This window comes from Streptomyces sp. NPDC054783 (assembly GCF_053611725.1).
Map to the genome: position 1 here is coordinate 70,229 of NZ_JBSHAY010000033.1, position 13,196 is coordinate 83,424.

General features: G+C 71.8%; 8 protein-coding genes and 2 pseudogenes. 3 read left to right on the top strand and 7 right to left on the bottom strand.

All coding sequences use genetic code 11. The features are described from left to right. Positions 1-206 precede the first annotated feature (206 nt). Positions 207-2,378: a SpoIIE family protein phosphatase gene (locus tag ACWGJ5_RS38005; RefSeq protein WP_453314180.1), complete on the top strand. Its 2,172-nt coding sequence runs from the start codon at positions 207-209 to the stop codon at positions 2,376-2,378. Positions 2,379-3,224: 846 nt separating this feature from the next. Here ACWGJ5_RS38005 and ACWGJ5_RS38010 read toward each other — a convergent pair. Beyond that, a pseudogene (locus ACWGJ5_RS38010) lies at positions 3,225-3,652 on the bottom strand (ATP-binding protein). A gap of 187 nt (positions 3,653-3,839) precedes the next feature. Then, the gene (locus tag ACWGJ5_RS38015) at positions 3,840-4,184 is read right to left on the bottom strand and encodes a MerR family transcriptional regulator (RefSeq protein WP_453314181.1); all 345 of its coding nucleotides are present in this window, start codon (positions 4,182-4,184) and stop codon (positions 3,840-3,842) included. Between the two features lie 553 nt (positions 4,185-4,737). Here ACWGJ5_RS38015 and ACWGJ5_RS38020 point away from each other — a divergent pair. Together ACWGJ5_RS38020 and ACWGJ5_RS38025 are read left to right on the top strand one after the other, a co-directional pair. Beyond that, positions 4,738-5,097: an ATP-binding protein gene (locus ACWGJ5_RS38020; protein WP_453314182.1), complete on the top strand. Its 360-nt coding sequence runs from the start codon at positions 4,738-4,740 to the stop codon at positions 5,095-5,097. 1,363 nt (positions 5,098-6,460) lie between these two features. Beyond that, positions 6,461-7,123, top strand: a complete 663-nt coding sequence (locus ACWGJ5_RS38025; protein WP_453314183.1) for a S41 family peptidase — start codon at positions 6,461-6,463, stop codon at positions 7,121-7,123. A gap of 241 nt (positions 7,124-7,364) precedes the next feature. On the opposite strand, the gene ACWGJ5_RS38030 is transcribed toward ACWGJ5_RS38025, so the two are convergent. From ACWGJ5_RS38030 to ACWGJ5_RS38050, 5 genes and pseudogenes are all read right to left on the bottom strand, one after another. Further along, complete coding sequence (locus ACWGJ5_RS38030) at positions 7,365-8,723, bottom strand: lanthionine synthetase C family protein (protein WP_453314184.1); 1,359 nt, start codon at positions 8,721-8,723, stop codon at positions 7,365-7,367. Beyond that, a complete protein-coding gene (locus ACWGJ5_RS38035) occupies positions 8,720-11,947 on the bottom strand; it encodes a lantibiotic dehydratase (protein WP_453314185.1) in 3,228 nt (1,075 codons plus the stop codon). The genes ACWGJ5_RS38030 and ACWGJ5_RS38035 overlap by 4 nt, the downstream gene beginning before the upstream one ends. A gap of 172 nt (positions 11,948-12,119) precedes the next feature. Continuing rightward, the gene (locus tag ACWGJ5_RS38040; RefSeq protein WP_453314186.1) at positions 12,120-12,287 is read right to left on the bottom strand and encodes an FDLD family class I lanthipeptide; all 168 of its coding nucleotides are present in this window, start codon (positions 12,285-12,287) and stop codon (positions 12,120-12,122) included. Between the two features lie 97 nt (positions 12,288-12,384). After that, entirely contained in the window at positions 12,385-12,537 is a 153-nt protein-coding gene (locus ACWGJ5_RS38045; protein ID WP_453314187.1) for an FDLD family class I lanthipeptide, read from the bottom strand. A gap of 188 nt (positions 12,538-12,725) precedes the next feature. Further along, positions 12,726-13,144, bottom strand: a pseudogene (locus ACWGJ5_RS38050) (transposase); the annotation flags it as partial. Positions 13,145-13,196 lie beyond the last annotated feature (52 nt).

Sequence of the window (13,196 nt, forward strand, 5' to 3'; positions counted from 1 at the left end):
CCGATGAGGCATTACCGCCTGCGCCGCAAGCCGGCGCATCGGCAGGCGACCTGGCAGCTGGTGCGAGCGGCGGTGCCAGCCGACCGGGGGCCCCGCGCCGGCTGGGCACAGATCCGTGCCGGACTTGGGATCGGTGGCAAGGTCCCTCGCGCTCGCTGCGCGCGCACGCGTCCTACTCCTTCCGGCGTCCGCAGGAGGTGACGGGCGTGCCGCAGCTTGCCGACTTCACCCCTGGCTCCAGCTCTGCCCTGGAGCAGCTCGATGCTCCCCTGGCCGACGTCATGCGGGACACCGGTGCCTCGGTGGGTCTGCTGTATCTGCTGCCGCCCGGTGAGCGGGTGCTGCAGCTGACGGTGATATCGGGGGTATCCCAGCAGATCGCAGCCCCCTGGGCGCGGGTCACGGTAGGCGCCCCCCTGCCGGCGGCGGACGCGGTACGACAACGGCGCATGGTGTGGCTGAGCAGCCAAGAGCAGGTGGCACGCTACTACCCCCAGCTCGCGCTCGTGCTGCCCTACGAATTCATGTTGGCTGCCGCCCCAGTCAGCTGTGGCACCAGCGTGAGGGGGGCCCTGGTACTGCTGTGGCCCATCTGGCACCCGCCGCAGCTGAGCTCACGTGAACGGGATGCGCTGGACACGTGCTGCAAGTGCGAGGGTGCGCTCCTGCAGCAGGCTGCCGGGCAAGGGCAGCCGTTGTTGCCCGCAGACCAGCCGCGGGTCTTGGCTCCCGTGCGCTCCGGCCGCATGGTGTCGGGCGAGGCACCGGCCGCATTCGACTTCGCTGAACGGCTGCCGCAGGGCTGCTGCGCACTCGATCTGGACGGGCGGGTCACCTTCATCAACACCGCGGCCGGCGACCTGCTCGGCGCGGGGGTCGGCGCTCTGCTGGGCAGCCGTCCCTGGGAGAGCCTGCCGTGGCTGCACAACCCCCTCTTCGAAGACCGGTACCGGGCGGCGGTGGTCAGCCGCTGGCCCACCTCCTGCACCATCCTGTGCCCGCCGGACCAGTGGCTGTTTTTCCAGCTCCACCCGGACGACAGCGGCATCAGCATCCAGATCACCCCGATCCCGGCCGAGCACGCCAAGCCCACCATGCCGTGGCAGCACACGCCACCGGCGCCAGAGGTCGGGGCGACGGCCCTGTACCACCTCACGCACCTGGCGGCCGGCCTCACGCAGGCCGTCAGGGCCGACGACGTGGTCCAGCTGGCCTGTGACCAGATCGTCCCCGGATTCGGCCCCCAAGCCCTCGCCCTGTTGACCGCGGAAGAAGGCCGGCTGCGCGTCATCGGCACCTGCGGCTTCAGCGCCGAACTCACCGAAATCTTCGACTCCCAGCGCCTGGCCTCCGACACCCCTGCCGTCCGGGCCCTGCTCACGGGCGACCCAGGCTTCTACGCCACCTTCGCCGACCTCAAACGCGCCTACCCCCCAGCCATCCACAAGGACGAGCTGCCCGCCTGCGCAACCTTGCCCCTGATCGCCTCCGGCCGCACCGTCGGCACTCTCATCCTCGGCTACGACCGGCCCCGCCCCTTCCCCGCGCCAGAACGCGCCATCCTGGCCTCCCTGGCCGGACTGATCGCCCAGGCCCTGGACCGCGCCCGCCTCTACGACATCAAGCACCAGCTCGCCCACACCCTGCAAACCGGCCTGCTGCCCCACACCCTCCCCACGATCCCCGGCCTGGACGCCGCCGCCCGCTACCAGCCCGCCGGCCACGGCATCGACATCGGCGGCGACTTCTACGACCTCATCCCCTGCGGCGAAGCATCCGCAGCCGCGGCGATCGGCGACGTCCAGGGCCACAACATCACCGCCGCGGCCCTGATGGGACAAGTCCGCATCGCCGTCCACGCCCACGCCACCGCCGGCACACCCCCCGGCGAAGCCCTCGCCCGGACCAACCGTCTCCTCATCGACCTCGACCCCGGCCTGTTCACCAGCTGCCTGTACGCCCACCTCGACCTCGCACACCACCGCGTCCGCCTCGCCACCGCCGGACACCCCCCACCTCTGATCCGCCACCCCGACGGCCACACCGAGATCCTCCACCTGCCCCCCGGCCTGCTCCTGGGCATCGACCCCGACACCACCTACCCCACCACCGAGATCCCGCTCCCACCCGGCACCCTCCTCGCCCTATACACCGACGGCCTGATCGAAACCCCCGGCACCGACATCGACGACTCCACCGCCGACCTCGTCACCTGCCTCGCACAGGCACCCCACCAAACCGTCGACGCCCTCGCCGACACCCTGATCAACCACTGCCCCCCGACCCCACACCAGGACGACATCGCCCTGCTCCTCCTCCAGGCAACAACACCCCACCAGGCGACCCGAAACGCGGCACTTCAACCCCGTGAAGCGTGAAGCCCCCGGACCCTTGCGGACGGAGCCGAGGGCCGGTCTGCGGAGCTCCACGCAGGGCATGCACGGCGCCCCCGTTCGGCGAAGCAGACGGGGTGTGTGTCCAGGGGGACCCCAACCTGCGAGGATGTCTACACGCGGATGCGCGGTCGGCATGGGGCCCGGGGGCAGAAGCGGCCTTCACGTCCCGAGCGGTTTCCCGTCTGGGCATGCGGCGCACGGGTGCGGCTGCACCGCTGGAAGTACGGTCCAGTCGGGCGGGCGATCCTGCGGGCTGCACAGGCGCCTGGGGCTGGGGCCGGCCGGTCCACCCGCCCGTTCGTCATCCTGCTGCCTTGCCGGAAGCTGGCCGGCACGGCGCGACAGCACCGCACCACCGACTCCCCGACCAGCTCATAGACGCTCACCCGAAAGGTCACGCACGGCGACGGACACCACCGCGAGGATCACTATGGTCACTGCGATGGTGACCATCATCGTGCGTCCGTCCCACACCTTCGGCCGCAGTTTCCCACGTGCCCGCCGGGTGGCACTGCTGTGATCATCGGATTCCGCCGGAAGCCGGAAGACCCCGGCCGGGGCGCGCAGGGCTCTGCGCTGTCATGGCGAGCATCCGCGCACAGCCCAACGAGCGGCCAGGCACAGAAGCGACTCACCCGGATCGATGGCGACCGAGCCGTGCCAGCGGCCCTCCCTGGTGCACAGCGGCTGGTGCCAGGAGCATCGGTCGGCCGGACGATGGAGGAGGCGGACACCGCGGTCCGCTCCGACCCTTGCACCAGGGCAACTGCGGCCAGAGCAGGGCGGCCTGGTCCGGGCAACATCCTGACAGGCCCCAAAAAAGATGGGTCAGCGGTGGCGGCCCGAGACGTCTCCGCCGGGGTCGTCGGCGAGCATCACCGACGCAGCCGTGCGCTTGCCGACCGGTTGCGTCGGTAGACCTCGAAGTCCTGGCACACGGCCATGACGATCCAGGTCGTGCTGGCCCACCCGCCCGGATCGGCGGCCTGTGCCACCGGAAGCACCGGTTCACTGTCCCAGACCGTGATCTTGATGGTGCCGCCGTCCAGTTCCAGATCGAGCAGGCACGGCCCGGGCGCGTGCTTGCAGGCGTTGGTGACCAGCTCGCTGACGACCAACTGCACCATGCCCATCGCCCGGCCGGACACCGGAAGATCCTGGTCTGCCTGCATGCGGGTCAGGAAGCCGCAGGCGAGATGCCGGGCGGCGGTGATGTCAGCGGGGCAGCCCTCGTACGCCGCCGACGCGGTAACCAGCGGCCGGCAGACCACCTGAGGGCGGTCTCGGTTTCAGGCAGCCTCGTCCATGCCCACCGCCCTCTCCCTGAATGCCCCGGGCCCATACGCAACGCGCGTACCTCGGAGCCCTCCGTTCAGGCGCGGCACGCGCTCCCCGCACCGGTTGGACGCTTGCGACACGGATGCGGGCCCGGTAGCGGACCTATCAAGCTGAGGTCTTCGGCTGCGGCTGGTGGCCTTGTGCGCGCAGCTGCTCGTTGATGCGCTGGGCTTCTTCGAGCTGGTCTTCGAGGATGACGATGCGGCAGGCGGCCTCGATGGGGGTGCCCTGGTCGACGAGTTCGCGGGCGCGGGCGGCGATGCGCAGTTGGTAGCGGGAGTAGCGGCGGTGGCCGCCTTCGGAGCGCAGGGGGGTGATCAGGCGGTGTTCGCCCAGTGTGCGGAGGAAGGCGGGGGTGGTGCCGAGCATCTCGGCGGCCCGGCCCATGGTGTAGGCGGGGTAGTCGTCATCATCGAGAGGGCCGACGGGACGGGAACTGGCAGGGGGCATAGACCTCTTCTTCCGGGGACGCGTCGGGGGGCCCGGGTGCCGTCCTGGCGCCCGGGCCCCGAGCTTTCAACACCATCTACCGGCGAACTGCGCCGGCCTTCTGTGTCCGCAGGTTCCGCCTGGGAGGGCGGGGCTGCGGGGATCGCTGATGCGTGACCGGGAACCACCTTCCAATCCGGGGCCTGCGCTACCCGGGCGGACTTGCTCGCCCGGGCGATCCTGATGGCGCCTTGGCTCCTTACTTTCGGTTACACGGGTTGTACTGCTGGATAACGCGGGTACTGCTCGCGGCCCCGGGGGGCCGCGTCCTGTCTGACGTGCGTGCGCGGGCAGTTCATGTCTGCCGCGCTCACTTCGACTTCCTGGTACGAAGAAGACGGTAGTACTGCGGCGGGCGAATGTCTACTGTGACAGCGACAGGTTTTCTTTTGCGTCGGTGCATGCACTCCTGTCGCGAATACACCCGGAAGAGTGTCGTTGCGGGTTGAAGCCCCGCCTTGCGGGCACACGCCGGGCCTGGCGGCACAACCGATCCAATGCGGGGTGGTGGCGCATGACCGACATGGACACGGCGCTCAGGCAAGCCCCCAGGGCGCCTGTCATGGTGGAGGGAGACAACCCCGCCGGTATTGCCCGCGCGCGTGATGTCGCCCGCGCCTTCGCCGACGGTCTGGAGCTGGCTGCGCCCCCTGGGATAGCGGAAACCCTCGCGTTGGTGGTCTCCGAGCTCGCCACCAACGCCGTGCGCCACGGCGGCGGCCGGTACACCCTCCACCTCGTGGCCACCACCGACGCGATCACCGTCGCGGTCAGCGACCTCAGCCCCGCACCCCTGCAGGAACGTGCCCCCGCCTCAACAGCGACGCCGGCGGGTTCGGATGGCCCCTGGTCCGGCGCCTGGCCAACAAGGTGACCATCGCCCCCGGCCCCGGGGAAGGCAAGATCATCCACGCCCGCCTCCCACGATGACGCGCCTCGGCTCAGCGGCTGGGCGCGAACCGTTCAAGAAGGCGTTCCCCCTTCTGGATACCGCTGCCGCGAAGGCGGCGGCTGTCGGAGATCTCCAGCTCGGGAGCCTCCAGCGGCGGGGCGTGGGCCCATGCCAACGCCCGCGTCGGCACCCCTGGCCTGGCACGATGCTTCGTATGCAGGCACTGCCGACCCCCTGCCCCTTGGACCTCATCCCCGACGCCACGGGGCATCGCGGCCTTCAAAAGCGGCATACCGGCAGGCCAAGCAGCAGGTTGCTGTATTCGTCGCCGTCGAGTCCCTGAGCGAGCGCTGGGAGGTGAAGGCCGACATGATCACGGCTCCGCAGCACACCGTGCCCGACTCGGTGTACGACGCCGTCCAGACCGCGGTCATCCAGCTGATCCACGCCCGGCGACATCCGCTCGGACTCCTCCGCGGCACCGGTCTACTTCGCGCTGTACGACGTGGCCATCGAGCAGCGGGCCCGCGAACTCGCGGCCGCCCTGCACACCGCCCTGCACGGAAATCTGGCGCCGCTGGCCCGCGCCATGCCCACCGCCTCCTGACCAGCCACCTGGATCTCCGCCGGTAGCGCCTGAGGCGCACCTCGCTGGCCGTGATCAAGATCGGCACCACCGGCTGCGGTGATGATCAATCGGCAGCTGTTTCGGATCCCTTGATCGTTCGTTGAGTCATACATGGCTGCTCGCTACGGCAACGCGGACCCCTGTGCAACTCTGCTGGGGGCTTACTGGTACCGGCCAGAGGCCGACGATCAAAACGGTGCCGCGGGATGGGGACACCGAACCAAGCGACCTGCGTCTTTCACCGCGCGGATGGTCATAGTCGGCATCTCCACGGCCACTGTGATCACCGCGGTGGTGTCGAGCCTTTCGCAGTGAACGTCTGTGAATCATCCGGGCAACCAATGAGGCGGTGCTGGCGCGCCACGGCCGGCCAGCACACGGGCAGGCGGCAGGATGGTCACCAGGGCGGGCGGGGTAGCGGGCCCGGTTCCCCGGCGGCGCCTGCGCAGCCCGCAGACACCCACGCAGCCTGCGGGACCGCCCGCCCGGCTGCACCGGACTCCCAGCGGTGCAGCCGGTGAAACTGCAAGACACCCCGCGAAAGGGGCGGAGTGTGGCCTGCCGGGCGGATACCTTGAGCCCGAGGCGCCAGATGCCGGACCCAATAGGTGCCGGCCGGCCCTACCGCCGGGACGCCAGAGCGAGTCACGGACGACCTCCAGAATGTCTGTCCTGACAAGTCATTTGCGGTTGTTGTGGACCGAGGAGCCGCAGTCGATGGACGAGGAGCCGGAGTTCGTCGCTCGCGCCCGTTTCGCGCAGTACGCCAGGGAGAGCAACTACGACAGCCGGCGGGTGGAGCAGCTCGACGACAACATCGGCTACCTCGACCTGCGCATGATCGCCCCCGCCGATCTGGGTGGTCCCGCGACCGCCCCCGCCATGCAACTGCTCGCTCCCACCAAGGCATTGGTCATCGACCTGCGGCAGTGCCGGGGCGGCTCACCGGAGGGCGTGCAGTTGTGGTGCAGCTACTTCTTCGCTGACGACGGGGTGCACCTGAACGACCTCTACGAGCGGGCCACTGGCTCAACCCGCCAGTACTGGCCCCTCGGGCACCTGGCCGCACCGCGCTACCTGGACCGCACCGTCACCGTACTGCCCTGCGACCTCACCTTCTCCGGCGGAGAGGAGCTGACTTACAACCTGAAGGTGCTGGGGCGCGCCACCTTGATCGGCCAGACCACCCGCGGGGGCGCTCACCCTACGGACCGTATTGCGCTCGCCCCGCAAGTTACCGTGACCGTTCCCGCCGCCCGCGCGATCAACCCGGTCACCGGCACCAACTCAGAAGGCATCGGTGTCGAGCCCGACCTGGCCGTCGCGGCCGGGGACGCGCTGAAAGCGGCGCTGGAGCACCTGCGCACGCGGATCGGCTGAGCAGCGTTCGACGCTTTGCAGAGAAGCGGCGGGGAGGCTGCGGGCGGAGGGGGGCAGGCACAGGTGCCGTGATCATTGCCTGCTCAGGGCTTCGTGGTGACTGCAGTGGGCTGATGGGCCATCAGGGACGGGACATCGCGCACGACCTCCGGCCCTCGGGTGCGCGTCAACTCTCCGTGTTGCCTCAGGGGCCGGACAAGCGGTGAAGGCGTCTCGGGGTGCCCGCGCGGTGCGGACCCGATCAGGACAGAAGCAGCACGCGGTCCCAGACGGGCTCGTGCTCTTCGCTGCCCGGCCCGCCCGCGCCGGGCAGCACCGAGAGCAGTGCGGCGGTCACGCCGGCCGCGCCCTCCAGAATCCCGGGGTTGTCCTCGGCCAGTGGTCGGCCGTGCTGCGGGCCGGTGGCGCCGCGGGGCCCGGCGAGGTGCCGGTAGCCGTAGTCGGCCTGCTCATCCCAGGCTGCGGCGAGCCGGTCGGCCAGCCGGTCGCAGTGGTCGAGCAGCGTCTGGTCGGCGGCCTGCTGCCCGAGCCTCCACAGGCTCTGCAGGAAACCAGCCTCGCCGTGGCAGACAGTGGGGCCCTTCAAACCGTCCAGGGTGCCTGGGCGGGCCAGCACCGCGTGGCTACTCGCCAGCGCGAGTCGGCTCCAGGTCTCCTCGCCGGTCACCCGGGCCGCGCGCAGCAGGCCGTTGGCGATGCCGACCGTGCCGTAGCACCAGGCGGCGCCCGCGGCGCCGGTGCGGGGCGAGGAGGGCAGGGGGCGCTCGCCGCGGGCCCGGGCCAACTCGTCGTCCAGCGGGAGCCGCCGCTCCCAGTACGGCCCGTAAGCGTCGCGGTCGGCCCGCTCTGCCAGCCAGCCGCCGATCCGTCGCAGGGCGGCCGACTGCCCGTCGACCGCCACGCCCAGCTCGGCGCTGCGGGCGAGAAGCGCCAGCGGGCCCGCGATGCCGTGGGCTGTCCCGAGGTTGAGATCACCACGTGGGAAGCGGGCCCGGTCCGCCTCGGTCGCCTGGCGGTGGCCGGGCACCCACCAGCCGGGCACCTCATGGCCGTCCATCCGCACCGGTCGGCTGACCGCAACGAGGTGGGCGAGGGTGGCGCGCAGCGCGGGCTCGGCCGCGGCCCGCTCCTCGGCGTCGCCGTCGGTGACCGCACCGAGCAGCACCCGGCCGACGCCGGCGGTGCCGGTGATGGCGTCGTAACCGGACCAGGACACCCCTGGTCCGGCGGGCTCGGCCGCGAGGCGGGCGAGTTGCTCGGCCGCGACGTGTGCGGTCAGGGTGTGGCGCAGGCCCGGATAGTGACCGCCGACCCGGGCAGCCGCCTGAACGGCCGTCAGCACCGCGGCCGGGCCGTGATGCACGCCGAACGAGGCCGTCTTGGTCAGGGCCTTGGCCGCCGCCTTCAGTCGGCCGTGCGCGGCGGGCAGCCGGCCCGGATCGCGGCGGGCCAGCTCGGCGAGGAGCAGGGCGACGCCGGAACCGCCTTCCAGTGCGACCGCGGGGCCGGTCGGGCGCGGGTCGTCGGTGAGGGCGTCGGCCACCCGGTCGACGGCCGCCGCGATACGCTCGGTGCTGCCGGGCACTGCTGCTGTGGTCACCGCTGGTGCTTCCTTCGGTCGGCGTTTGCGGTCACGCAGGCGCGGGCGAGGGCGTGTGCGCGCAGCTCGGCCTCCCGGTCGGGCCCGAGCAGCCGGTTGCAGGACATGTGGAGCAGGCTTGCCAGCACCCCGGGCAGCGGCGACCAGTCGGCGCCGCGGGCGGCGAGGGCGTCCAACTGCTCGCGGTAGGCGCGCAGATGTCCGGCCTGGTCGGCCAGGGCCTGCGCCAGCCGGTCGCCCAGCGGATGCTCGGCCAAAGCGGGCCAGCCGCCTGCCGGGTCGATCAGCCGCAACCACTGCACCCGGTGAATCCGGAAGCCCGCGGGCGGCTGCTCGCCGGCGGCGGTGCCTACCAGCCAGGCTGCGCCCGGCTCCTGGTAGCGCGTCGGCGCGTTCACCGCGGGCGGCGGGCCGAAGGCGTGAGCGATGGCGGCGAGCGACAGCGCGGCCAGCGTCTCCTTGTTCCACGGCACGTCACCGCTCCCGCTGTCGGCCTGCCGGGCGATTTGCAGCATGGTGAGCGCGGTACGGCTGTCCGCGGCGAAGAAGCGCTCGGCGGCCGCCTGGGCCTCGGGGCCGCCGTAGCGCTCCCACTCAGGGTCGTAGCCGTCCAGTATGAACCGCCCGACGAGTCCCTGGGCCGTCCACTGCCGGACCGCGGTGTGCAGCGGCGGCAGCAGTTCCGGCCACAGGCTGTCGGCGGGCCCGTGGAACCGCAGCCGGAGGTGGTCGTCCGGGTCCCGGTACCGGATGAAGAACCATCGGTCGATCAACTCGCGGGCTGAATCGGGTAGTTCAGCCAGGAACGGGGCGAGTTGCTCGGTCAGGAAGGAGTCCGCCTGCCGGCCCGCGAGGTAGAGCTTGGCGTACAGCCACTCGCCGCCGGGCTCGGCCAGCCGCGGCTCGGCCGGACGCACCGCCGGGACCCGGGGTGCGGCGGGGGCGAGCGCCGCGGCCGTCGGCTCCCGGACGAAGGCCAGCGCAAGTTCGCAGTGGTGCGCCCGGTCCTCGGCGTCCCGCAGCCAGCCGTCGGCCCGCTCCTGCCCGCCGGGCAGCTCGACGGCGAGCAGATGGGGGTCCTTGGAGAGCGCGTCGCGCAGCAGCTCGCGGTGCCAGGACTCGGACAGGTCAACCGGCAGCCGGAGGTCGGCGCGGGTCAGCACCAGCTGCTGCGGCGCCCGCCAGCGCTCCCGCCAGTGCCGCACCGCCTCGGCCCAGCCGGCCGGGTCGAGCCCGGTGTGCTCGCGCAGCTCGTCCAGGCGCCAGGTGGCGGGGGCGAGCACCACCCGGCCGTAGCGCACCCGGGGCAGGAACGGCGCGCTGGTGGCCGGTCCCCAGTCCCAGGGCGCATACGAGCGGTGAGCGTCCCGACCGACCTCGATCAGGAAGCGGGCGGCGTTCGGCGCCTGGCCGCGCAGGTCCATCGCGTGGTGGGCGTGCGGCAGCAACCGGCGCCCGGTCGGCAGGTGCACCAGATACAGGTGTTCGAAGGTGGCGGCCGCGCCGATCTCGTCCAGCCGTACGGCGGTCGCGGCGGGGTCTGGCGGCAGCCCGATGGTCACCTCGTGCTCCGCGGTGCGTGGGCTGTTGGCGACGTTCAGCGCCCGGGTGAGCCGCGGCTGGTAGGCGACAGCGAGGTGGATCGCGTCCGGCTGCTCGGGGAAGGCGAAGGCGGCCAGCTCCTCGTTGACCGAGCCAGCCAGTCCGGCGAACCGGCCGTAGGTGCCGCCGGCCTCCAGCGCACCCGGTCCGCCACCGCCGACCAGCAGGAAGTCGCCCTCGGCCAGCGCCTGTTCGTTGGCGGCGACCAGAGTGCAGAACAGCTCGCAGGAGCGTGGCAGCAGCTCGCGGTCCGGCTGACCGGGGGCCAGTCGCGCCACCAGGTCGTCGTCCAGCACCACCTCCCGGGCGCCGTCGCGTATCGCCTCGGCGGCCAGGCGGCCCAGCAGCAGCTCCAGCTCGCGGGCCGGCCGCGGTGCCGGGTCCTCGCTGCGGGACGAGGCCGGCCAGGTGTAGCCGGCCGGCGCGCCGAGGCCGACCGTGTCGTCCAGCACCTCCAGCACCGGGACGACCCGATCGGGTCCGTAGCGCTCCAGGAAGTCCCGGTGGTAGCCGCGCAGCGGTGCCGGGCCGGGCACGGACAGCCGCCATAGCACGCCAAGCCCGCGGGCCGCCTCCTCGGCGACCGTGTGCGGCAGCCGCACCTCGGCATCCAGCGCCAGATCGACGTGGACCAGCCGGTCGGCGTCGGCCAGCTGACGCATCCTCTCCTCCAGCGCGGCCAGCACCGCGCCGCGCTCGCCCGGGGTGGCGGCGGCGTCGTAGCGGTCGCGGTCGGCGGCTATCGCGCGCAGGGCCGCCAGTAGCGGCAGCGGCCGGCCGGCGGACCGCTTTGCGGCGGTCAGTACGTCGATCACACGGCTGAGCGGGTCGCCGCCGTCCAGTACCGGCCGCAGCCCGGTGATCAGGAACTCCTGGCGGACCAGCGTGGCCAGCAGGGCGGCGGCCGCGCCGGGTGGTGCCGTGGGGTAGCGCCGCTCCAGCTCCGCGGCGGCCTCCTTGCCGGTCGTGCCGGCGGCGGCCAGTTCCAGCGCGGCGGCGACCACCGGCGTGAGCCGGACCGAGACCTCGCTGCGGGTGCTGTCGCCCGCCGTGGCACCGGGGTTGGAGGGCGCGGCCGTCACCAGCCGGCCGCCGCGCGGGATGGTCCCGGCATGGACGTGCAGGCTCAGGTGAGGGAGCAGGTCGCGGTCCTGCTCGAGGTGCTGGACCACGCGCAGCAGCCAGTCGAGATCGACCCGGGTACGACTGCGGGCCGGGCCGGACCAGGACACCTTCGCCGCCGGGCCGTCGGCCGCTGTGGCGAAGCGGACCGGGGCGACGCCGGCGAAGCGCCCGAACGGGGTGCAACGGGAGCGCAGCCGGATCTCGTAGCGCAGCACGGAGACCACAGCGCGGCGCAGTTGGGCGTCGGTGCGACCGGCGAGCCCGGTGTGGTCGGTGCTCGCGGCCACGAGGCTCGCCAGACTGGGGCTGGCGACCCGTAGGGCGTCCATGAAGACGCCGTCGCCGGCCGCACCGCTCAGCAGTTGCTCGCAGGCCGCGCGGTCGGTGGAAGAGGCGGCGGCCCAGGCGGCGCGGTGCTCGTAGCTGCGGCTCGGGGCTCGCAGCAGGGCGACCGGCGCGGTGCGGAAGAGCGGCTGGGGGGCGGGCGGCAACGGCATCGGTGGCAGTCCCTCGGTGGCGGTCCCTGGCGTGGTCGGCGCGTCGGGCGCGGTGGCGGCCGGACGCGCGGGTGGGCCTGGGGCCGACAGCCTTGGGAGCCCCGGCCCGTGGGCCCTCAGCTGCCGGCTCCGTCGGGCGTACGCGGTGGACGGAGCCGGCCTGCGGCCCGGCTCAGCAGCCGCACTGAGTGGGGAAGGTGGACCAGCAAGTGAAGCTGCAGGAGACGGAGGTGAACGCGGCCTCGGCCGAGTGGGTGTCGTCCAACTCGATGCGGACGTCCAGATCGAAGAGGTCATCGAGCTGGACGTCGACCAGGACCGGAAGGGTGGCAGCGCTCATGTCGATCTCCTCAGAGTGGTTGGTGGAGTGCCGAGCCGTGCGCCGTCGGTCTTACGGGAGTGCGGAAAGCGGTGCCGGCGCCGGTCGGCAGCCGCGCTCAGCAACACCAGGTGGGATAACACGAAGAACAGGTGATGGACGTAAACGCGGCCTCGGCCGAGTGGGTGTCGTCCAACTCGATGCGGACGTCCAGATCGAAGAGGTCATCGAGCTGGGTGTCGACCAGGACCGGAAGGGTGGCAGCGCTCATGTCGATCTCCTCAGGGTGGTTGGTGGAGCGGTGAGCCGTGCGATGCGATGGGAGGCTAGCCACGGCCGCCTGAGCGGCGCTTGAGCCGACTGACCGCGCGCTGGACCCAGAGCAACCCACCAGGACCCACCACCCACCCTCCGAACAGACAAAACATCGAAGCCCTGCCGGAGCACTAAGACCGTGTCCTACGTGGTGAGGCGGACGAGTCGCTTGTAGCAGCACATGGCTGCGGCGAGACCGAGAAGGGCCAGGTAGTTGCGGGGATCGTGCTCGTAGCGGGGCTGAGTCTGCGGTATCCGGACAGCCACGACATCGTCCTCTCGATCACCCACCTGCGACGGCCCAATCGTTCGCTGGACTCGATGCCTTTGCGGGCCATACGGACGCCGATGCGCTTGCCGCGTAACCATTTCCGCAGGTCCGGGCGGTCATAGGCTTTGTCTGCGTGCAGGCGCTCGGGCTTGAAGTGGCGGCCGCGATTCGGGTCGTGTCTCGTTTGGTGACCCGCCACCATGGGCTTCAGGCCTTCGCTGTCTTGGGTGTTGCCAGCCGAGACGCCGACGACCAGGGGCAGTCCGTTCGCGTCCGACAGGACGAGCACCTTGGCCCCCATCATTGGTGCCGGGCCGGCACGGTTCCGGCCCGGCACCTGGATG